This window comes from Capnocytophaga canimorsus (genome assembly GCF_002302565.1).
In the GTDB taxonomy this organism is placed as follows: domain Bacteria; phylum Bacteroidota; class Bacteroidia; order Flavobacteriales; family Flavobacteriaceae; genus Capnocytophaga; species Capnocytophaga canimorsus.
In genome coordinates this window covers 336,387-358,498 of record NZ_CP022382.1, presented here as the reverse complement: position 1 = coordinate 358,498, position 22,112 = coordinate 336,387, and the positions used below count along the sequence as shown (strand labels likewise).

Below are 22,112 nucleotides of genomic sequence, written 5' to 3'. Positions count from 1 at the left end.
AGATTATTATTTTTTTAGATTATTATTTTTTTAGATTTGCTATGGTTTGCATCGGGCTTTGAGAGTTAAATACAAAACTTCCAGCCACCAAAGCATCAGCACCTGCTTCCATAAGCGCTTGAGCATTTTTATCGGTAACTCCTCCATCTACTTCAATGAGTGCTTTCGAGCCTGATTTTTGAATGAGTTGTTTGGCTTGATGGATTTTTTTAAACGTATTTTCAATGAATGATTGTCCGCCAAAACCAGGATTTACACTCATAATAAGCAATAAATCAATGTCTTGTATAATATCTTCTAGTACAGCCACTGGCGTATGCGGATTTAGTGCCACTCCTGCTTTCATACCTTCGTTTTTGATGGCTTGAATGGTTCTGTGTAAATGAGTACAAGCCTCATAATGAACGGTTAAAATTTCACTTCCTAGTTTTTTAAAGGTAGATATATACCGATCAGGATTAACAATCATCAGGTGGACATCTAGTGGTTTTTGAGCGTGTTTACCGATAGCCTCAAGTACAGGCATACCATAGGAGATATTCGGAACAAAAACGCCATCCATAATATCAATATGAAACCAGTCTGCTTGACTTTTATTAACCATTTCAACATCTCGTTGTAAATTTGCGAAATCTGCGGCAAGCATTGAAGGAGCTAAAATCATTGTTGTTTGTTTTTGTGAATTATATGTTTTAGATTAGTGATAAATAAAAAAGTTACCTTCTTTGCGCAAAGATAAGTAACTTTTTGAATTGTTAAAGACAACCAATTAAGGTTTATCCTAAATATGTTTTTAATATTTTACTTCGTGAGGTATGTTTTAATCTGCGTATGGCTTTTTCTTTGATTTGACGGACACGCTCTCGGGTAAGTTCAAAAGTTTCTCCAATTTCTTCAAGGGTCATTGCGTGTTGGTCGCCCAATCCGAAATAAAGGCGAATTACATCGGCTTCGCGGGGGGTGAGTGTTTCCAAAGCACGTTCAATTTCGGTACGCAGCGATTCGTGCAAAAGTTCCCTATCAGGATTTGGCGACTCATTGCTTCGTAAAACGTCATAAAGGTTTGAGTCTTCACCTTCCACCAAAGGAGCGTCCATAGAAATGTGTCTGCCAGAGTTTTTCATCGACTCTTTTACATCATTCACTGACATATCCAACTCTTTGGCAATTTCTTCAGCAGAAGGAACTCGCTCGTGTGCCTGTTCCAAATAGGCGTACATTTTATTGATTTTGTTAATCGAACCGATTTTATTAAGCGGAAGCCTTACAATGCGTGACTGCTCTGCCAACGCTTGTAAGATAGATTGACGAATCCACCAAACGGCATACGAGATAAACTTAAAGCCTCGCGTTTCATCAAAACGTTGCGCCGCTTTGATAAGTCCTAAATTTCCTTCATTGATAAGGTCAGGAAGAGTAAGTCCTTGATTTTGATATTGTTTTGCAACGGATACCACAAACCTCAAATTGGCTTTGGTCAGTTTCTCTAATGCAATGTTATCTCCTGCTTTGATGCGTTGTGCCAATTCTACTTCTTCATCGGCACTAATTAAATCTACTTTACCAATTTCTTGTAAATATTTGTCTAATGAAGCCGTTTCGCGATTGGTAACCTGTTTGGTGATTTTTAGCTGTCTCATCTATATTTCCTCCCTAAAAATTATTTTAATTCTGAACATTGTACGTAATGCCACAACAAAAAGTTACAAAGTAGCTTTAAATTTAACTTTTAATTAACAAAAAGAAATAAGGAAAATTGAAAAATATTTCAAATGTGTTGTTAAAAAGTTCTTTGAAATACTGAAAAAACAAAACAACAACTTATTAGGTTTGGCGTAGTACAATTTCCAAAATCTACATTTAAAAAATAAGTTTCTGTGCCGTAGGAAAGTATATTTGAAGAAAAATGGCTTTAGATTATCGGATAAAGTTATCTTAAAAAAATTATTTTTTTCGGTAATAAATGCGTACTTTTGACGTGTTTTTGAACAGAATAATAAATCAACCATTATAATATGAGTAATATTGATAAAAACAAATTGCAATCCATTGACTATCAAAGAGCAGGGTTGTTTGAAGAAACTCGTTACGAGAAAATACACAATGTCATTTTTTCTGATTCACAATCGGCTTCCGAGGCAGTAGCTCGTGAAATAGCCGATTTGATAAAAAGCAAGCAAGCGCAAGGTAAACATTGTGTTTTGGGGTTGGCTACGGGGTCTTCGCCAGTTAAAGTTTACAAAGAGTTGATCCGTTTGCACAAAGAAGAAGGATTAAGTTTTAAAAACGTGATTACTTTCAACTTAGACGAGTATTATCCGATGGAAAAACAAGACAAGCAAAGTTATTGGCAATTTATGCACAAAAATTTGTTTGATCACGTTGATATCGACCCTAAAAACATTCATATTCCCAGCGGAACGGTTCAAGCCGAAGAGGTACGTGAATACTGTACCGAGTATGAAAAAGCTATTGAACAAGCAGGGGGGATTGATTTCCAACTTTTAGGTATTGGGCGTACGGGACATATAGGTTTTAACGAACCTGGGTCGCACATCAATTCGGCTACTCGTATGGTTACTCTTAATAAAGTAACTAAAACAGATGCTGCAGAAACTTTTGGCGGATATAAAAACGTTCCGAGCAAAGCCATAACAATGGGGGTAGGTACGGTAATGGCAGCTCGCCGGATAGTATTATTGGCTTGGGGCGAACCTAAAGCCTCCATTATTGCTAAAACTATTGAAGGAGAGATTTCTTCTCAAATTCCAGCTACTTTTTTACAAGAACACCCTAATACCACTTTCGTTATTGATCAAACAGCAGCCAGTGAGCTTACTCGCAATAAAACCCCTTGGTTAGTGGGCGAATATGATTTTAAAAATAATCAAGAAGAAATTGCTCGTGCGGTGATTTGGTTGTGCGAAAAACTAGGCAAAACCATTTTGGGGCTTCGTGAAGAAGATTATTTGGAAAACGGACTTGGGAATTTATTGCAAGAAAAGTCTGCTTATGATTTGAATATCGATATTTTCAATCGTATTCAACGAGCCATTACAGGGTGGCCTGGCGGAAAGCCTAACGCTGACGATAAGTATCGGCCAGAGCGAGAGGTACCTCATAAAAAACGTGTAATCATATTCAGTCCTCACCCTGATGATGATGTGATTTCAATGGGAGGAACTTTCGACCGTTTAGTAGAGCAAGGACACGAAGTACATATTGCATACCAGACCTCTGGAAGTACAGCCGTAGCAGATACCGAAGCTCTTCGATTTGTAGAAGTAGCTCACGATATGCTTTTAGGGAAAACCGATGTTTCACATCTGGAAGAAGTTATAAAAGTGCTTCGAAATAAAAAAGCAGGAGATAAAGAAACCCTTGATGTGTGGAAACTTAAAGGAAACATTCGTCGTCACGAATGCTATGGGGCAACTCGTTATTATAATGTTCCCGATGAAAACTTACATTTTTTGAACTTGCCTTTTTATGAGACACAAGCCGTTGAAAAACAACCTATAGGCGAAGCTGATATCAAAATTATAGAAGATTTAATTCGTGAAGTAAAACCACATCAAATATACGCAGCTGGAGATTTGGCAGACCCTCACGGAACACACAAGGTGTGCTTAGATGGAATTTTTGCTGCTTTAGAACGCTTAAAAGGTGAAGATTATATGAAAGATTGTTGGGTATGGCTTTACCGAGGCGCTTGGCACGAGTGGGATGTACACGAAATGGAAATGATTGTACCAATGACTAGAGACCAAGTACTTCGCAAACGTCAAGCCATTTTCTTCCATCAATCTCAAAAAGATGGAGCAATGTATATGGGTAGTGATATGCGCGAGTTCTGGCAACGTGCCGAAGAGCGTAACTCCGATACTGCTAAAAGGCTTCACAAATTAGGATTAGCTAAATATGAAGCTATGGAGGCTTTCAGACGTTATTTTTTCTAATAGAAAATTTTTAAGGATTTATATTAAAGAAGCCCCTAAAAGGGGCTTCTTTAGTACTATGTGTAAAATACTGACTGTCGCATTAAGTGAAATTTCCAAAGTGAGTTTGGGAACTCTTAATTTAAGGTTTTGTTTTTTTAGTTTTCAATTTTTAAAATTGGTATTATTTTTTAATACCCTTCTTGGGCTTGAGCCCCAGTAACAATAGCAATTCCATTTGAAGTTCCAATGCGCTGTACTCCTAAGTTAATGTATTCCATAGCTGTTTGAAAATCACGTACTCCTCCTGAGGCTTTAATTTTTGCTTTTCCCTTTACGGAATCTTTAATTAGTTGAACGTCTGCTAAGGTTGCTCCTCCCGAGCCAAAACCAGTTGATGTTTTCACAAAATCGGCACCAGCTTGTACAGAAAGCTCACACGCCAAACGTTTTTGATCATCAGTCAGATAACAAGTCTCTAAAATGACTTTTAGTACTTTGTCTCCACAAGCCTTTTTTATCAAAGAGATTTCTTGTTTTACTTCATCTATTTTACCAGACAGTAACCAACCTACATTGATTACCATATCAATTTCATCTGCACCATCGGCAAGGGCTTGTTCGGTTTCATACACTTTAGAACGAGTACTCATTGCCCCAAGAGGGAAACCCACTACGCTACATACTTTTATGTCCGTTTCTTTTAAAAAATCTTTAGCGTAAGAAACGTATCCGCTATTTACACAAACAGAAAAGAAATCGTGAGTAATGGCTTCTTTACAAAGGGTTTCTATTTCTGAAACGGTAGCAGTTGCTTTTAAAAGGGTGTGGTCGATATATTTACTTAGTTCCATATATTAAAAATAAATTATGATTACATTTGATTTGGTCGGGAAAAAACCAACTATGCAAAGGTACGATTTATTCTTCTTTTTAAAACCATTTCGAAAAATTAAATTAGAATGCTATACTCAATCTCCAAGTACTTTTTTTATGTCACAAATTTATAAAACAAATGTTCGGATTCTTCAAAAATCTCACCTCAGATACAACAGCCCCCCCTTTTTGAGCAGTTAAATTGCCGTGGTTTTATTTTTTATATACCTTTTATTTGATGATGAAACCTACAAAAAATGTACATTTCATTCTACGGATTATAAAGAAATAAATTTTTGAAGAAAGAAAATAAAAAAACTTTCCTCAAAAATGGCACCTACTAATCGAATTTAAGCTATCTTTGGAGAAAACTTTATTTCATTATGACAACAGACAGACAAAACGGCTCTTTATATACTAAAATCGAAAATAAAGTTGCCACCATTGAGTTTGGGCATCCCAATGCGAATTCTTTTCCGTTGGAACTTTTGGAGCGACTTGCTCAAGAGTTAAACGTACTTTCCAACAATCCTGAAGTTGCTATCATCTTGCTCAAAAGCGAAGGCGACAGAGCTTTCTGTGCAGGAGCTTCGTTCGATGAATTGTTAGCAATAGAAACTGAAGCTGAGGGAAATCGGTTTTTTAATGGCTTCGCTAATCTTTTTTTAGCGATGCGTGAATGTAAAAAACTCATCATTGGGCGTGTACAAGGCAAAGCTGTTGGCGGAGGTGTGGGGCTTATCGCAGCGTGTGACTATGTGTTCGCGGTTGAGGCAGCCACCATTCGTTTATCAGAACTTTCGCTGGGTATAGGTCCTTTCGTGATTGCTCCCGTAATCTTCAGAAAGGCTGGACAAGCCGCACTTAATGAGCTTTTTATGGCTCCAGACCAATGGAAGAACGCCTATTGGGCTCAACAAAAAGGACTTTACGCAAGGGTGTTTGAAAATAGTAAAGAAATGGACGAAGCTATCGGACATTTCTTAGAAAAACTGTTACAATCCAATCCAGTAGCACTTTCCGAGATGAAACGCATCACTTGGCAACACACCGAACACTGGATACAAGAGCTTCCAAAGAATGCCGAAATCTCAGGAAAACTCGTACTTTCTCAACAAACCAAACAAATGTTAGCAAAATTCAAAAATCGATGATACTTTTATTACAAAACCCAAAGCAAGAACAGCATTTGGAGGAAATTAAAAAGCAAATTGCCGAAGCTCCAGATAGTTCTTATGAAATCGGACTTTTTATAGGTAACCTGCTTCCTTTTGTAGTACTTGCTCTACTTGCGTATCTCTTGTATTCCTATATGAAGAACCGAGCTGGAAAGGATAACGAAATGCTCGATTGATGTTGTAAGGGGATATGAAAAATGAAACTCATTTTTAAAGATTAAGTCAAGTTCAAGGATAATGTTTTTTCAAAAAAGATGAAAAAATGAATCAATATTTAAAAGTGATTCAAACGGTTTTTCTGTCAGGTTGAGCAAAGTCGAAGCCTAACCTAAGAATTATCATCATACTTTTTATAGTTAAACCATAACAATAGCAACTAATGAAAAATTTAGACAAGAGCATTCCTTTGCGACCGCGTTTTCGCAGAGAAAGTTCAAAAACGCCCGAAGAACTTCTTGAAAGGGTAAAATTTTTAAAATCAGAATTGAAAAATGATTACGAGTTTACCATTTCCGATAAACATCTTTGGATTTACCTGCACAAACAACGGCGTAAATTTTATTCTCCACATCTTCACTTGGAGTTTGAGCCTCACGAGAATGGAGGTACACTTATCCGTGCTTTATTTGGTCCTGACCCTACACTATGGACATTATTTATGTTCCTGCATTTTGTTGTCGCAGGTATTTTTCTTTTCTTTTGTGTTACAGCCTATTCACATTACATTCTGAAAGAAAGCTATTATTTAGATTTGATGATAATGGGAATTATGGTAATTATTTGGTTCATTTTGTATTTCTTTGGAAGATTTAATCGCAGTAAAGGTACACCACAGATGTACGAATTGTTAGCTGTTTTAGACAGAATTTGCTTCGGATAAAACAGATTTTTGTAAATGCAAAAAACTAAAAAACGCCTTTAAAAGGCGTTTTTTAGTTTTATAATTTTTTATTGGACAATATCCACAATTTCGATATCGAAAATAAGATCGCTATTGGGTGGTATCACATCTCCTGCTCCTCTTTCCCCATAAGCCAAAGCCGACGGAATAAATACGCGAGCTTTATCACCCACTTTCAAAGTAAGTAATCCTTCTTTAAACCCAGGAATAAGGTTTGCCGATGTATGATAAGGCATCGGAAAAGGTTTATACCCTTCCATTTCCTCTCGTTTTATATCGTATTTTCCGTAAAGTTCATTCACTAGTTTAATATTCGAATCAAACAAAGTACCATTGGTGAGATATCCCGCATAGTTTACCAACACTTCTTGGGTGTTATTAGGTTTTTCTCCGTTACCCTCATTAAGCATAAAAATTTTAACTCCTGAAGGCAATACTTTGGCTTGACTCTCTTGAACTTTTATCTCTGATAAGAATTTTTCAGACTGAGCTTTTGTTTTAATTTCCATTTCTTGCTCTTTTCTGTTTCTTTCCGCTACATAATTATCGAAAACTTTTACAGCATCAAATTCTATTGCCTCATTTCCGTTACGAATAATATCAATTTTCTTAATCGTTACGGCTTGTTCTGGACGGTCATTAGCCCCTGTTTTAACATTTGCAATAGAATCAATCACGGCATCACCTAATACGGTTTCTCCAAAAACGGTGTGTCTGCCATCTAAAAAAGGCGTTGGTACGTGAGTGATAAAAAACTGACTTCCGTTAGTGGCGGGACCTGCATTTGCCATAGAAAGAATTCCTTTTTTGTTGTGTTTTAAACTTTCTACAATTTCATCATCAAAACGATAACCAGGGCTTCCCATTCCAGTTCCTGTGGGGTCTCCACCTTGAATCATAAATCCGCTAATTACACGATGAAATATAGTTCCGTCATAATAAGGTTTTCCTTTATATTCCTCAGTAACGTGTTTGTTTTTACCCTCTGCTAAAGTTACAAAGTTAGCAACAGTAACGGGGGTTTCTTTGTAGTGTAATTTCACTACAATATCTCCTTTAGAAGTCTGAATGTCAGCAAATAAACCTTCTCCCAGTTCAGGATATTTGGCAGTTTTGCAACTTAAAAACGATACCGATGCCAATAGAAGCATCATAAAGTTCATTTTTTTCATATAATACAAATTAAAATTACTCTTTTTATTATTGTTGATTTTCAGATGTTGATTTTTCTTCCTTTTCGATTTTTAGAACAGTAACTTCCACAATTATAGGCTGATTGCTACCTATTTTGTTTTTATCTCCGTGATACCCAAAGGCTATTTCTGAGGGAAAGAAAAATCGTGCTGTTTCATTTTCTTTTAAAATTTTAAGTGCTGTACGTAGTCCGTAAAAAAGTTCTTCTTTATCCACATAATATACTAAAGGTGTTGGGGTTATCTCATATATGGTTTTCCCTTCAAGATTCGTTATTCCATAAGTGTAGGTGACTATATCGCCAAACTTTGCCGTATAGGTCGCTTCAGGGTTTTGCCTAATATAATGATATTTAAATCCGTGCTCGGAATCTACGTAAGTATTCAATGTATCTTGTGCGATAATACTATTGATTACTTTTTCTTCTTCCTTGAGTAATTCTTTGTTTTTTTTCGCCGATTCTTTCAAAAAAGTATTAGTTTTAACCGTTACAGGGCGACGTGCTGGACGGTCAGTACATCCAAGCAACAAAAAACAAACACCAAAAGCCCAATAAAATATTTTTTTTTTCATTTTTTACTGATTTTTTAAAAATTGGGGGAGTACTTGCAAAAAATGTGTTATAGCATCAGTAATTGTTCCATCGAAGCGCCCACCTGCAGCATTGATATGCCCACCTCCGTTGAAGTAAGCTCTGGCAAAGGCATTGACATCGGTATTTTCTTTGGAACGAAATGAAATTTTAACATAGCCTTGTTCTTTTTCTTCAATAAAAAAAGCTGCCATTTTGGTATCTTTTATGCTCAAACCATAATTAACAAAACCTTCAGTGTCTCCTTTTTGAAACTGATATTCAACGAGTTGATTATAAGTTAAATAGGTGTAAGCTACATCAATATCGTTTAAATAGACCATATTCTTGAGTGCAACGCTAAGCAGTTGTAGTCGTGAAAAAGAATTGGTATCGTATATGAGGGTATTTATTTTAGCATTTTGAGCCCCAAGTTCCACCAAATCAGCTGCTATACGGAAGGTATCAGGCTTTGTGGTTTGAAACTTAAAATTGCCCGTATCGGTCATCAATCCAGTATATAAACAAGTAGCTATATCAGTATTGAGTTGCTCTCTTGACCCCAAAGCAATAATAAACTCATATACCAAGGAACAGGTAGAACTAGCATCAGGCTGGGAAAAAGTAACTTTTGCATAGTTTTCGGGTTGTTGATGATGGTCAATCATCACAAAATCAGCTTTGGAATGCTGTAATAGTTCCGTAAGTCCATCGGCTCTTGATAAAGCATTAAAGTCTAAAGTAAAAATCAGTTCCGAATTAGCTATTTGTTGGGTAACTTCACTGGCATTCAAATCAAAAATCATTACTTTTTCAGAGGCAGGTAACCATTTAAGATTCTCAGGATAATCGTTAGGTGAAACCACAGTAACATCGTGCCCTTGCTCTTTTAAAAACAGATAAAGCCCCAAACAACTTCCCATAGCATCGCCATCAGGATTTTTATGAGGGATAATACTGATTCTCGGGCGCTTATTTAACAACAAACGTACTGTATTTATATCATTTGTATTCATAGGGGCGAATATACAAAAAAATCGTTAAGGTAGTAGGTCTTAATTATTTTAAGACAAATAAATTTTAGTTTAATTTTATCTTTTTACTATATGTCGTTGAAATCAACCGTAATTTCGTCACTGGTGGCAAACGCTTGACAAGTAAGTATGAGCCCTGCAGCGACTTCTTTTTCAGTAAGTGTTTCGTTTTTAATCATTTGCGCAGTTCCTCCAGAAATACGAGCTATACAACTGCTACACACCCCACCTTGACAGGAATACGGAGCATTTCCACCATTATTTATAATAGCATCTAACAAAGATTGATTTTTATCAGATTCAAAATCAAGAATATGCTGACCAATAACGGCGTGAATTTTTACTTTCCCTTCAAGAGAAATCGGCTCAGCTTGCTGTTGCGAAACGGTAAAAAGTTCCGTAAATATTTTGTAGGGAGAAATACCTATTTGCAAAAGATATTCTTTGATATCATTAACCATTTGTTCTGGACCGCAAGTGTAATAGCGCCCCAAGTTTAAATACGCATACTTTTTAAGTACAAAATCCACCATTTGCACATCGATACGTCGGAACATCGTATTGCTCCACGAATGTCTGCTAAATAGATATTCGACGAACAGACGTCCTGAAAATTCTTTCTTAAGGCTTTCTATTTCGTCGAAAAACATCGTTTCTTCTATAGAACGATTGCCATATACTAAAACAACCTTGATTTTGGTTTTTCGCAAAGCACTTTTTATGATGCTCATCATTGGGGTTACACCACTTCCAGCAGCAAAAAGCACCAAATCTTGATTACCAAAGATATCGTGAAAGAAAATAAAACTTCCTCGTGGCGACATCACTTCCAGCTGATCACCCACTTTTAATTGAGTAGTGGCATACGTAGAAAAAATACCATTAGGAACACGTTTTATCGCTACACTAATTTGTTCGTCATCAATTGCTGAACAAATGGAGTAGGCTCTACGCACTAACTGATTATCAATAGTGGTTTGTAAAGTAATGTAATTACCAGCCTCAAATTCAAACACTTTTCGAAGATTTTCAGGAATTTGAAAACTGATTTTTACGGCACTTGGTGTAAGTTTTTCTATTTGAGTAACTGTCAAGCGATGAAATCTGTTCATTCTCTACTATGTGACCTTTTAAAACGATTTTAATTTTCAATATTGATTTTAAAAGAGTATGATTATGTCAAAAAGACACAACTTCCGTTAGCTTGAGCAAAATGAAAACTCATAATCATAAAGCTTCAACTTCGTTTAGCCTGACGTTAAAAATGGTTATCATACTTTTTTATAAAACTACCTAATTCTCTTGTATTTGAGGCAGATGATAAGCTGTTTCTTGTTTCACTTCGGAAAGAATAATGCTCGAATGATAATGCCACACATTAGGAAGGCTCGAAATCACATCCATAACAAATTCGTTGTATTTTTTTATATCCGTAGAAACAATGCGTAACATATAATCATATTGACCTGAAACACATATAATTTCAATAATTTCAGGAACTAAACAAGCTGCTTTTTCAAAAGCTAAAAGCGCTTTTTTGGATTGTTCTTTGAGTTGTACATTGCAAATAGCAACAATGCCAAGCCCTACTTTTTCACGATCCACCAAAGCTACATATTTTTTAATGACTCCTGCTTCTTCCAAAGCCTTTATTCGTTCGTATGTAGGGGTAAATGACAAACCAATTTTAGCCGCTATATCTTTCACTGATAGGGAAGAATCTTGTTGTAAGACACCTAAAATTTGTCGGTTTTTATCGTCCAAGTTTATTTTCATAACCGAATTTTTCAGCAAAAATATCATTAAAAAATAAACAGACAAAATTATAATAGATAGTTAATCTATTTTTTATAAATCAACTATAAACATATGCCTTAGAAAACAAAGTTAGAGTAGAGAAGGGGGGGATTTGCTCGAACAAACTAAGAGTAAAACATTTCCAAATGTTTTTTGCTTTTATAGAAATATTTTTGATAAAAAATATAAAAAAATTGCATTGTTTAATATTTTTTTCTATCTTCCTAAAAATTATAAAATTTTTAGTATGAAGAAAATTATTGCAATTGTATTATTAGTAGCTGGAATTTACGGAGGATACAAAGGATATCAAATTATTGATGGAAGCTCTAAAGGTCTGGAAATAGCGGACTTGGAACTTAAAGCTGAAGATAAAGATGCTAAAACACAAGGTTATTTATTTTTAGGCTTGGGCGTTATTGGAGTGGTTGCTGGAGCAGTTTTGTTAGCTAGAAAGCAATAAACACACCTTTGAGATTCAGTTCAAATTGGGTAAAGTAATGGTACTTTATCCAATTTTTGTTTTTTGCCATATCAAAAATTTTATTTTCTGACACAGAATACTTACTTTTGACACTTAATTTTAATTATCTAATTTGATATGCAACGTGACCAGCAAATTTTTGAACTCATTGAAGACGAAAAAGAAAGACAAATACACGGTATTGAGCTAATTGCATCGGAGAATTTTGTTAGTGACCAAGTTATGGAAGCGGCAGGTTCTATATTAACTAACAAATATGCAGAAGGTTATCCTGGTAGAAGATATTATGGAGGCTGCGAGGTAGTTGATGAAATTGAACAAATAGCCATTGACAGAGCTAAGGCACTTTTCGGTGCTGAGTATGCTAACGTACAGCCACATTCAGGGTCACAAGCCAACACAGCGGTTTATGCAGCTTGTTTAAAACCTGGTGATAAAATTTTAGGTTTTGACCTTTCGCACGGTGGACACCTGACACACGGTTCACCAGTTAATTTTTCTGGAAAGTTATATCAACCTGTTTTTTATGGTGTAGAACAAGAAACTGGACGATTGAATTATGACAAGATACAAGAAATAGCCGAAAGAGAAAAGCCACAACTGATCATTGCTGGAGCTTCAGCTTATTCTCGCGATATTGATTTCAAAAGATTTCGTGAAATTGCCGATAAGGTAGGCGCTATTCTTTTTGCTGATATTTCACATCCAGCTGGGTTGATTGCCAAAGGGTTACTCAATGATCCTATTCCGCATTGTCATATTGTGGCTACCACTACGCACAAAACACTACGTGGACCTCGTGGCGGACTTATTTTGATGGGTAAAGATTTTGAAAATCCATTCGGATTAAAAACCCTAAAGGGAGAAGTTCGTATGATGTCGTCTTTATTAGATAGCGCTGTTTTTCCAGGAAATCAAGGAGGTCCGTTAGAACACATTATCGCAGCTAAAGCCATTGCTTTCGGTGAGTGTTTATCTGACGACTTTTTACATTACGCCATTCAAATTCAAAAAAATGCAAAAAAATTAGCCGAAATTTTGGTAAGCAAAGGCTATGATATTATCTCTAAAGGAACAGATAATCATATGATGCTTATTGATTTACGTAATAAAAATATCACTGGAAAAGAAGCCGAAGAAGCTTTAGGTAAAGCAGATATCACGGTAAATAAAAATATGGTTCCGTTTGACACTCGTTCTCCTTTTGTTACCAGTGGTATTCGTATAGGGGTTTCAGCAATCACCACACGCGGTTTAAAGCAGCAAGATATGTTGCAAATCGCTGAATTTATTGATAGTGCCATTGTCAACCATAAAGATGACGAGGCTTTAGAGGCTATCGCTGAAAAAGTTAATGAATTTATGGAAAATCGTCCGCTTTTTGCGTACTAATATCCTAATTATAAGCTAAATATCAAGCAATATTTTATTTATTGCTTGATATTTTTTGTAAAGTTTGTATGAAGTCCAAACAAAAAGTACTCATAATCACTTATTATTGGTCTCCAGCAGGTGGACCAGGAGTGCAACGTTGGCTTAAATTTGTAAAATACCTTCGTGATTTTGGTATTGAACCCATAGTATTTATTCCTGAAAAAGCGAATTATCCACTAATAGACCAAGAAATAGGACAGGATATTCCAAAAGATATTGAAATTATCAGATACCCGATTTGGGAACCTTATCGTTTAGCAGCTCTTTTTTCAAAAAAGAAAACAGAAAAAATCAGTTCTGGGATTATTCCTCGAAAAAAAGTAGGATTTTTAGATAAGACAATGCTTTGGATTCGAGGCAATTTATTCATTCCTGATGCAAGAAAGTTTTGGGTAAAACCTTCTGTAAATTACCTTACTCAGTATATCAAAAATAATGATATTCAAACCATTATAACTACTTCACCTCCTCATAGTGTTCAGCTCATAGGGTATTATTTAAAAAAACAAATCCCTAACATACAGTGGATTAGTGATTTTCGCGACCCTTGGACGAGCATTGGTTATCATAAAGATTTACGTTTAACGTCTTGGGCAGCAAAACGTCACAAACAATGGGAAAAACAAGTTTTAAATATGGCAGACCAAATTGTGGTTACCAGTTTTAAAACGCAAGAAGAATTTAAACGCTTGACTAATCGTCCGATAACAGTCATTACCAACGGATATGATGTTCAAAATCAACCTAAAGCTAAGGTTTCCGACCGATTTTTAATTTCACATATTGGCTCATTACTATCGGATAGAAATCCGAAGTTACTTTGGAAAGTGTTATCCGATTTAATTCAAGAAAATACAGATTTCGCCCGTCATTTCCAATTTTGCTTAGCTGGAAAAATAAGTGATGATGTTATTGCTGACATCAAAAAATATCATTTAAGTAATTATTTAATAAATTTAGGATATATATCTCATAATGATTCAATTGAGTTACAACAAAAATCACAAATCCTTTTGTTATTGGAAATTGATTCTGAAGAAACTCAAGGAATTATTCCTGGAAAATTGTTTGAATATATGGCAGCCCAACGCCCTATATTTGCCGTAGGCCCTGAGCATTGGGATGCAGCAAAAATCATACAACAAACCAATACAGGAATATTTATCGCCTATCAAGACGAGTTCAAAATGAAAAACACCCTTCTTCAGTGGTTTTCTCAATATCAAAACCAAGGGTTAAAAACTTATCCCATAGGGTTAGCTCCTTACAGCCGAAAGCAACTTACCGAAAAACTAGCAGAAATTATTAAAGAAAAATAATATTTAAAGGATTTGATGACTTTGAGGCATCAATTTAACTGAATAAATGAAGCCAAAATAATATCCAAAGCAACCCTAAAATTAAAACAACAAACAAAAGGAGACTATCGCTGAATTTACGAACAAATGTTAGTAGTGCAGGTATAATCAGTAAATTTATCGAAAATAAAATCGGAACTATAATAATCCCCAAACCCATAGCACCACCTCCGTCTTGAATTGTAGTGTAGCTTGCTGGAACAAAATAGAAATTTGCCAGAATAATTAGTATCGCTATGATTTTGTTGATTGTTTTTAACTCCATAACTTTCTTATAACTATTTGTAGTCGGTTGGAGGAGTAGCTATCACTTTAGCATACCCACGTTGTTTTTGTTTCGCATTGCCAAGTACAGAAAATTCAAAAGTATATCCATTGGCATCAGTGGTTAATATTTTTATATGAATGGGCTTTTTTTCTTGATTGTTTTTAGGATTCAATTTAGTTAAAATATATTCACAATCGTTTACCCATCGAATTGTAGCAGTATCAGCTTTTCCTTTGTAAAAATCAATTTCAATAGAATCTTTCCGAACAAAAAAAGTTTCCTCTGTTTTTCCATTGATTTCAGTTTCAAAATGGAATTGCCCAGTTTTAAAATCGCTACATTTTCTTTCAGGAGTAAAACATCCCACAAAAAAAACGATGACAAATGTAAATAATACGCTTTTTACAAATGTGAATTTTATTTTTAAATCTCTCATAAGGCGAATTTACAAAAAATCAATGATTTTCATAGACTTCAAATGTATTATTTTCATAGAAAAAAACAATCTTTTTTATTTGCTTTTTGGTACAACCTATTATTTTTTCTGGGATGTTTTCTTCCAAAGCATTTATAACTTGATTAGGAGTACCTTCCTTATCTTTGGAAAAGGTGTCAAATAGACTTCCTTGATACTGATTTGTAGTGCTTTTTGGTCTTTCTTTTGAGGAATTTTCTATCTTTTCCAACGGAGCAGGAGGGAAGCTTCCTTTTCCTTGTGTTATCCAAAAAATATCTACTTCTGGGTAGGTTTCCACTAATTTTAAGATGAAATCTAGGCTAGGTTTGTTGCGTTCAGAAAGTAAATGAGAAATACTAGAACGCTGTATTTGTAATGAATCAGCAAAAGCCGAAGCTGTTAACTCATAATAATCCATAATGAGTTGTAATCGTTTTGAGAAATCGGAAGTGTTTACCATTGTAAAATTAGTGAAATAAAATCAATAATATACAAATGTAAAACAATAAATTCTAATAAACAATAGTTTTGAAATAGATTTTTCACATTAAATAAAAACTTTACATAAATACTATATAATATTGATTTATAGATATATTATATTTCAAAAATAACTAAAATCTATTAACTTATTTTAATAAGGCTTGGATTGAACCTCTAATTTAATTGGTTACAAAAGTTAATCTATAGTAATTTACTTTTGTAAAATATTTTTTGTTTACTTTTGTAAAAACATTTTTATGAGTTATTCTGAATATAAAGAACACACTTTGTTTGGAAGATATATTACTTTTGAAATGATAGCTTCTTTTCTAGAAAAATATCATTTTAATAATATTATCCTATTGGGGCATTCAGTAAACGGGATTCCGATTCAGCTTTATCAGATAGGGCAGGGTAAAAAGAAAATCTTGATGTGGAGTCAAATGCACGGAAATGAATCTACAACTACCAAAGCTTTATTTGATTTATTGAATTACCTCAAGCATCAGCCTGAAATTTTACACCATTTGAGTATTTATTTTATTCCGATGCTTAATCCCGACGGAGCTAAAGTTTACACCCGTGTAAATGCTAATGAAATAGATTTGAACAGAGATGCGTTTGATTGTGCACAGCCCGAAAGCAAATGCTTAAAAAAAGCATATGAGCTTTCAAGGCCGGATTTTTGTTTTAATTTGCACGATCAGCGTACCATATTTAGTGTGGGTAAAAGCAAATTTCCAGCTACTATTTCCTTTTTAGCACCTTCCTATAATGAAAAGCGAGAAATCAATGCAGTAAGACAAAAAAGTATGGAAGTCATAGGTTTTATCAATGATGCTTTACAGAAGGAAATTCCAAATCAAATCGGTAGATTTGATGATAGTTTCAATATCAATTGCACGGGAGATATGTTTACTTCTTTACAAGTTCCGACCATTTTGTTTGAAGCAGGACATTTTCAAAATGATTACAATCGTGAACAAACAAGATATTATGTATTCAAAGCCTTATGTTTAGCTTTGAATTATATTTGTAAACAAGAAGTAACAGGCAAATTTTATCACTCCTATTTTTCCATTCCTGAAAATGATAAGTGTTTTTTTGATATTTTACTTTACGATGATTTATCAGAAATCCCTTCGGATATAGGGATTCTTTTTGAAGAAAAATTACAAAATCAGACTATCGTTCTTGTGCCTTACGTGGCTGAAAAGGGCAATTTGCGTGATAAATTCGGACATATTGAAGGAACTCTTTCTAAAGGAATTGAAAAACAAAATTTACCCGATGCCCAAAAAATAGCCGATTTTCTGGCGAATTATGTTAAAATTTAATTTATCAAATCAAAAAAAACAGATTTAATTCAAAAAATTAAAAAAAAAGTTGTTTTTTTGCCTAATCATAAAAATTAATAAACAAGTCAAAATGGGAAGATTCAGATTGGATGAAATTGATCATCAGATTTTAGACATGCTAATCGACAATACACGTACCCCGTTTACCGATATCGCTAAAAAACTTGATATTTCGGCAGGTACAGTGCACGTCCGTGTACGTAAAATGGAAGATACAGGCATCATTAAAGGTTCTACACTCACTGTCGATTACGAAAAATTAGGATATACTTTCGTGGCTTATGTTGGGGTTTTTCTTGAAAAAAATCATCAAACACAATTCGTTCTAGAGCGTTTGTTCAACATTCCTTATGTTACTGTAGCTCATATTACCACAGGAAAATACAATATTTTCTGTAAAATCAGAGCACGTGATACCAAACACGCCAAAGAAATCATTTATATGATTGACGATATTGAAGGAGTGGCTCGCACGGAAAGTATGATTTCTTTAGAGGAAACCATCAACGATAAAAAACGTTTGATGCATACCGTTTTTAAAGAATTGTAATCTCAAGAAAAAATGCAAAAAATCCTCTTGAATATCAATTCAGAGGATTTTTTTATAACCTGCAAAATATAAATTTTCTGATATAAATAAAGAGTTTGTTTATGGTAAGAAAGACCAAATTAGAACGATTTCAAGAAGAGGTGTTAAATAAGTATCAGATTTACAATAGTATATTTATGACTTTGCCGTTTGATGAAGTTTCCAATACAGGTACATTATTACCTCTTTTCAGTGAAGCTTGCAAAAATGGCTATGATGAAGGCTTGACTCCCTTTCAAATTGTTAATAATTTCATAGCTCGATATGTAGAGCATCCCACAGAAAAAGAGAAAAACGATTTGCTCTTTAGATTTATTCAATATATTGAGCGTCAAGTTGTTCTATTTGATGCTATTGAAGATGCTGCTTTTTCACAGGTTAACAATATGGAAGGCTTAGGAACGCTACGTAACGTTAAGGAACAAGCTGAAAATCAGGAAAAAGAAGCTGCTTTACGAAACTATTTACAACATACCAAAATACGACCTGTTCTCACGGCTCATCCCACACAATTCTATCCCGGAGCCGTTTTAGGCATCATTACAGATTTATCTCAAGCGATACAAAAAAATGATTTAGGTTTGATAAAGAAGCTGTTAGCTCAACTGGGAAAAACGGCATTCTTTAAAAAGGAAAAACCTTCACCATATGACGAGGCTGTTAGTCTGATTTGGTACTTAGAAAATGTTTTTTATCATTCGGTAAGCAACATTTACAATTATATTTTTCATAATATATTTAAAAACAATCCATTAGAAAACGAAATTATACAACTTGGCTTTTGGCCTGGTGGTGATCGTGATGGCAATCCGTTTGTAACTGCCGAGATTACACTAAAGGTCGCTGAAAGATTAAAACGTACAGTATTAAAAAATTATTACAGAGATATAAGAAATATCAAAAGACGTATCACTTTTCAAGGAATTCAACCTTTAGTTGAGGATTTGGAAATTAAGTTATATGAAATCAGTCATTTGAATAAAGATGAATCCATAAGTCTTTCCGAACTAAAACAGATCCTACAACAAATCAAACAACTTTTAGTTGAGAAACATCAATCGTTATTTGTTGAACTCATTGATGACCTATTACACAAGGTAAATATTTTCGGTTTTCATTTTGCAACCCTTGATATTCGCCAAGACTCGCGTGTGCATCATTGTGTAATGAACGATATTGCTGAAAGTCTTGCAGGAAAAATTTTGCCTCAAAACTATGATAGCTTGTCAATATCAGAACGACTAAACGCATTAAAGACAGCTCAAGGGATTTTAAATCCGAACGATTTTTCTGACGAAATTACAAAACAAACGATAGAATCTGTTTACGCTGTAAAGCGCATTCAATTACACAATGGTGAAAAAGGAGCTAATCGATATATTATCAGTAATAATCAGACAGCGTTGAACGTTTTGGAACTACTTACACTCATTCGTTTATGTGATTGGGAATTTCCTGATATTGATATAATTCCGCTATTTGAAACCATCAATGACCTTAACGTTGCTGCTCAAGTAATGGAAGAGCTTTACACCAATCCGTACTATAAAGCACACTTAGAAAGACGTAATAATATACAAACCATTATGTTAGGTTTTTCTGATGGCACGAAAGACGGAGGGTATTTAAAGGCGAATTGGAGCATCTATCAAGCTAAGGAGCAGCTTACTACGGTAGCTCGTAACAACGGTATCAAAGTTATATTTTTCGATGGGAGGGGAGGACCACCTGCACGAGGAGGAGGAAAATCCCATCAATTTTATGCCTCTTTGGGCGATGCTATTGAGGCTGAACAAATACAGTTAACTATTCAAGGACAAACCATTAGCTCTAATTTCGGAACTATTGAATCATCACAATATAATTTAGAACAATTACTCAGTGCAGGTATTGATAATCAAGTTTTTGACGATAAGAGCACTTTATTAACTTTAGCTGATAAAGCTTTGATTTCTCAATTGGCTGAGGAGAGTTATAAGGCTTATACAGACTTTAAGAATCATCCGTTATTTGTACCTTATTTGGAAAAAATGAGTACTTTGAAGTATTACGCTAAAGCAAACATAGGGAGTCGTCCAAGCAAAAGAGGGAAATCAGAGCAATTGAATTTCAGTGATTTAAGAGCAATCCCTTTTGTAGGCAGTTGGAGCCAGATGAAGCAAAATGTTCCTGGTTTCTATGGTGTTGGGACGGCTTTGAAACACTTAGAAGAAATAGGAAAATTTGAAGAGGCTAAACAACTTTATAAAAGTTCTTTATTTTTCCGTACTTTATTAGAAAACAGTATGATGAGTATGACTAAGTCGTTTTTCAAACTTACAGAATATATCCGTAAAGATGCTGAATTTGGTGAATTTTGGCAGATTATTTTTGATGAATACGAACTTTCAAAACAAATGCTTTTAAAAATAACTGGCTATAAAGAGCTTATGGAAAATCAATCGTGTGGAAAAGCATCTATTGAAATTCGTGAAACGATTGTTTTACCATTGCTAACCATACAGCAATATGCTTTAAAAATGATTCGTGATAACGCAAATACACAAGAAAATGTTGAAGTTTATGAAAAAATGGTAACTCGCTCATTATTCGGTAATATCAATGCTAGTCGTAATTCAGCTTAAGAAATACAGCAAAACGTGATAAATCATTTAATATTATCACGTTTTATTTTTGACAAATAAAAAGACTATAATTTATAGTATGTAAAATCGAAAATGTTAACTTAACATATCAACGAAACCAGTAAAGAAAAGAAGAGAGCATTTAAAAAAGTGCGTTTAGGTGCGTACAAGTTAAAAAAAGTTCAAATGTTAAGGTTTTTAACTCATTTAACACATCAAACACAGGACAAAAATAGAAAACATTTTTGAATAAAAAACAGGAATTATCAAAAAATAATGAAAATAACGAAAATAAAAAAGTACACCAATCGGTGTACTCGTACTAAAAATTTTCTAAATCACGGCTATTGTCCCAAAAATGAACAATATATAAATAATCATCGTCAAAATAATAATACAGAGAAAAACGCTTCATTATCGTAAAACGCCTAACTCCAGCATATCTAAAAGGAGAACCTAAATAAGGATTTTTTATTAAAAGCTTTAAATTAGCTTGTACCGATGAAAAAACTTTATTAGAATAAACAGATGATTTATTATGCTTCATCCAATAATCCAAAGAATTGTATAACTCATTTTCAGCTATACGAGTCCAAACAACTAATCTCGGCATAACAAATCTGAAATATTTTTCATTACTTCATCATTGGATACTAATAACCCTTCTTTTACTTCATTCATCCCTTGCTTTACCCTTTCATAATGAAAATCAAAATCATCATCAAAAGAAACAATTTTCAAATCAAAACGTTTAGCAAAATCTTCTAATTTATCAAAACTAAAATTATCAGGTATTTGTAAAGTAATCGTTCTCATAGCTAAATATCTTACCGTTAATAATGCACAAAGATAATAAAAAAAAGACAGATAGTAATTTAGTCTGATTTTTTTGCTGTGAGATGAAGAAATAAAAAAAAGACAGATAGTAATTTAGTGTTTTTCATTGATAAATAGGGCAGGGAATAGCAAAAAAAAAGCTTGACATTTAATATCCAGAAGCAAAATAAACACAAAAATTACTTTTCTAAACATAAACACGCTCTATAAACTCCCTGGTTATATAATCGTAAACATTGAAGTAATCAAACATAATCCCTTTATTTATCGCCCATTCGACAGCTTGATTAACATCATAAACAGAAGATAAATGCAGACTTCTAATGCCGTTGTTTACAAATGTAACGGAATATCTCGGAGTTGCATAATTATTTGTAACCGTTTCAAGTTTACGTTCCGTTCTTCTTTCATAAATGATGTAATAATCCCAAGGAATGCCTTTTGCGTTTACCCATTGAACAGCCCGATTAGTGTTATGAACGTATTTCAAAAATAAACGCAATTGTCCATTATAGTAAAAACTCATCGAAAAATCATTGTTTTTGCCTTTCATAACCTATACTTGTATTTTACCAACCTCCAAGTTAACCAGAATGACAATGTTAATAATAATATACAACCCAAACCAAAGAGCAATGGATAAAAAAAAATCAACAATACAAAAATAGACACTTTTTTTAACTTCAATTTCCTTAAAATAGTAGCAAATAATTTCATAACCTAAAACTTTA

At 34.2% G+C, this 22,112-nt stretch carries 24 protein-coding genes; 10 read left to right on the top strand and 14 right to left on the bottom strand.

What is annotated here, in order from left to right; translation table 11 throughout:
• Window positions 1–22 precede the first annotated feature (22 nt).
• Together rpe and CGC47_RS01620 are read right to left on the bottom strand one after the other, a co-directional pair.
• Complete coding sequence (rpe, locus tag CGC47_RS01625) at window positions 23–664, bottom strand: ribulose-phosphate 3-epimerase (RefSeq protein ID WP_013997231.1); 642 nt, start codon at window positions 662–664, stop codon at window positions 23–25.
• Between the two features lie 112 nt (window positions 665–776).
• Window positions 777–1,640, bottom strand: coding sequence for a sigma-70 family RNA polymerase sigma factor (locus CGC47_RS01620; protein ID WP_013997227.1), 864 nt, complete (start codon window positions 1,638–1,640; stop codon window positions 777–779).
• A 375-nt stretch (window positions 1,641–2,015) separates the two neighbouring features.
• Between CGC47_RS01620 and nagB the strand changes: the two genes are divergently transcribed.
• On the top strand, window positions 2,016–3,959 hold the full coding sequence (gene nagB / locus CGC47_RS01615) for a glucosamine-6-phosphate deaminase (RefSeq protein WP_095899903.1): 1,944 nt from the start codon (window positions 2,016–2,018) through the stop codon (window positions 3,957–3,959).
• 170 nt (window positions 3,960–4,129) lie between these two features.
• Here the strand turns inward: nagB and deoC are convergent, their stop codons facing one another.
• Window positions 4,130–4,792, bottom strand: a complete 663-nt coding sequence (gene deoC, locus CGC47_RS01610) for a deoxyribose-phosphate aldolase (protein ID WP_041998798.1) — start codon at window positions 4,790–4,792, stop codon at window positions 4,130–4,132.
• Window positions 4,793–5,197: 405 nt separating this feature from the next.
• Here deoC and CGC47_RS01605 point away from each other — a divergent pair, with 405 nt between their 5' ends.
• The 3 genes from CGC47_RS01605 (at window position 5,198) to CGC47_RS01595 (ending at window position 6,872) form a co-directional block, all read left to right on the top strand.
• Window positions 5,198–5,968, top strand: coding sequence for an enoyl-CoA hydratase/isomerase family protein (locus CGC47_RS01605; RefSeq protein WP_041998800.1), 771 nt, complete (start codon window positions 5,198–5,200; stop codon window positions 5,966–5,968).
• Complete coding sequence (locus CGC47_RS01600; RefSeq protein WP_013997218.1) at window positions 5,965–6,168, top strand: hypothetical protein; 204 nt, start codon at window positions 5,965–5,967, stop codon at window positions 6,166–6,168. The genes CGC47_RS01605 and CGC47_RS01600 overlap by 4 nt, the downstream gene beginning before the upstream one ends.
• A 203-nt stretch (window positions 6,169–6,371) precedes the next feature.
• Window positions 6,372–6,872 carry a hypothetical protein gene (locus tag CGC47_RS01595; protein ID WP_041998803.1) on the top strand — a complete coding sequence of 167 codons (501 nt, stop codon included), beginning with the start codon at window positions 6,372–6,374 and terminating at the stop codon, window positions 6,870–6,872.
• 68 nt (window positions 6,873–6,940) lie between these two features.
• Here the strand turns inward: CGC47_RS01595 and CGC47_RS01590 are convergent, their stop codons facing one another.
• The 5 genes from CGC47_RS01590 to CGC47_RS01570 form a co-directional block, all read right to left on the bottom strand.
• Window positions 6,941–8,065, bottom strand: coding sequence for a peptidylprolyl isomerase (locus tag CGC47_RS01590; protein ID WP_095899902.1), 1,125 nt, complete (start codon window positions 8,063–8,065; stop codon window positions 6,941–6,943).
• Between the two features lie 28 nt (window positions 8,066–8,093).
• Window positions 8,094–8,660, bottom strand: coding sequence for a gliding motility-associated peptidyl-prolyl isomerase GldI (gene gldI / locus CGC47_RS01585; protein WP_013997215.1), 567 nt, complete (start codon window positions 8,658–8,660; stop codon window positions 8,094–8,096).
• 3 nt (window positions 8,661–8,663) lie between these two features.
• Window positions 8,664–9,674: a DHH family phosphoesterase gene (locus CGC47_RS01580; RefSeq protein WP_041998805.1), complete on the bottom strand. Its 1,011-nt coding sequence runs from the start codon at window positions 9,672–9,674 to the stop codon at window positions 8,664–8,666.
• Window positions 9,675–9,760: 86 nt separating this feature from the next.
• Window positions 9,761–10,804 carry a ferredoxin--NADP reductase gene (locus CGC47_RS01575; protein ID WP_041998808.1) on the bottom strand — a complete coding sequence of 348 codons (1,044 nt, stop codon included), beginning with the start codon at window positions 10,802–10,804 and terminating at the stop codon, window positions 9,761–9,763.
• Window positions 10,805–10,985: 181 nt separating this feature from the next.
• Window positions 10,986–11,468, bottom strand: coding sequence for an Lrp/AsnC family transcriptional regulator (locus CGC47_RS01570; RefSeq protein ID WP_041998823.1), 483 nt, complete (start codon window positions 11,466–11,468; stop codon window positions 10,986–10,988).
• 268 nt (window positions 11,469–11,736) lie between these two features.
• On the opposite strand from CGC47_RS01570, the gene CGC47_RS10765 reads away from it, so the two are divergent.
• The 3 genes from CGC47_RS10765 (at window position 11,737) to CGC47_RS01555 (ending at window position 14,726) form a co-directional block, all read left to right on the top strand.
• The gene (locus CGC47_RS10765) at window positions 11,737–11,952 is read left to right on the top strand and encodes a hypothetical protein (protein ID WP_126321241.1); all 216 of its coding nucleotides are present in this window, start codon (window positions 11,737–11,739) and stop codon (window positions 11,950–11,952) included.
• A gap of 138 nt (window positions 11,953–12,090) precedes the next feature.
• Window positions 12,091–13,365: a serine hydroxymethyltransferase gene (glyA, locus tag CGC47_RS01560; protein WP_095899900.1), complete on the top strand. Its 1,275-nt coding sequence runs from the start codon at window positions 12,091–12,093 to the stop codon at window positions 13,363–13,365.
• A gap of 68 nt (window positions 13,366–13,433) precedes the next feature.
• Window positions 13,434–14,726, top strand: a complete 1,293-nt coding sequence (locus tag CGC47_RS01555; protein WP_095899899.1) for a glycosyltransferase family 4 protein — start codon at window positions 13,434–13,436, stop codon at window positions 14,724–14,726.
• A gap of 34 nt (window positions 14,727–14,760) precedes the next feature.
• On the opposite strand, the gene CGC47_RS01550 is transcribed toward CGC47_RS01555, so the two are convergent.
• Genes CGC47_RS01550 through CGC47_RS01540 form a run of 3 tightly spaced genes read right to left on the bottom strand, consistent with a single transcriptional unit; the run spans window position 14,761 to window position 15,950 of the window.
• Window positions 14,761–15,030 (bottom strand): hypothetical protein, encoded by a 270-nt coding sequence (locus CGC47_RS01550; RefSeq protein WP_041998820.1) that lies wholly within the window; start codon window positions 15,028–15,030, stop codon window positions 14,761–14,763.
• Between the two features lie 13 nt (window positions 15,031–15,043).
• Complete coding sequence (locus CGC47_RS01545) at window positions 15,044–15,469, bottom strand: hypothetical protein (protein ID WP_041984377.1); 426 nt, start codon at window positions 15,467–15,469, stop codon at window positions 15,044–15,046.
• 19 nt (window positions 15,470–15,488) lie between these two features.
• Window positions 15,489–15,950 (bottom strand): helix-turn-helix domain-containing protein, encoded by a 462-nt coding sequence (locus CGC47_RS01540; protein ID WP_095899898.1) that lies wholly within the window; start codon window positions 15,948–15,950, stop codon window positions 15,489–15,491.
• Window positions 15,951–16,230: 280 nt separating this feature from the next.
• Between CGC47_RS01540 and CGC47_RS01535 the strand changes: the two genes are divergently transcribed.
• From CGC47_RS01535 to CGC47_RS01525, 3 genes are all read left to right on the top strand, one after another.
• Window positions 16,231–17,310: a M14 family metallopeptidase gene (locus tag CGC47_RS01535; RefSeq protein ID WP_041999302.1), complete on the top strand. Its 1,080-nt coding sequence runs from the start codon at window positions 16,231–16,233 to the stop codon at window positions 17,308–17,310.
• Between the two features lie 91 nt (window positions 17,311–17,401).
• On the top strand, window positions 17,402–17,881 hold the full coding sequence (locus CGC47_RS01530) for an Lrp/AsnC family transcriptional regulator (RefSeq protein WP_041913584.1): 480 nt from the start codon (window positions 17,402–17,404) through the stop codon (window positions 17,879–17,881).
• Between the two features lie 101 nt (window positions 17,882–17,982).
• On the top strand, window positions 17,983–20,544 hold the full coding sequence (locus CGC47_RS01525) for a phosphoenolpyruvate carboxylase (protein WP_041999306.1): 2,562 nt from the start codon (window positions 17,983–17,985) through the stop codon (window positions 20,542–20,544).
• Window positions 20,545–20,866: 322 nt separating this feature from the next.
• On the opposite strand, the gene CGC47_RS01520 is transcribed toward CGC47_RS01525, so the two are convergent.
• From CGC47_RS01520 to CGC47_RS01510, 3 genes are all read right to left on the bottom strand, one after another.
• On the bottom strand, window positions 20,867–21,157 hold the full coding sequence (locus tag CGC47_RS01520) for a type II toxin-antitoxin system RelE/ParE family toxin (protein ID WP_041999309.1): 291 nt from the start codon (window positions 21,155–21,157) through the stop codon (window positions 20,867–20,869).
• Window positions 21,145–21,360 carry a hypothetical protein gene (locus tag CGC47_RS01515; RefSeq protein WP_041999312.1) on the bottom strand — a complete coding sequence of 72 codons (216 nt, stop codon included), beginning with the start codon at window positions 21,358–21,360 and terminating at the stop codon, window positions 21,145–21,147. Before CGC47_RS01515 ends, CGC47_RS01520 begins: the two co-directional genes overlap by 13 nt.
• Before the next feature lie 208 nt (window positions 21,361–21,568).
• A complete protein-coding gene (locus tag CGC47_RS01510; protein ID WP_041999315.1) occupies window positions 21,569–21,934 on the bottom strand; it encodes a hypothetical protein in 366 nt (121 codons plus the stop codon).
• Window positions 21,935–22,112: the final 178 nt, after the last annotated feature.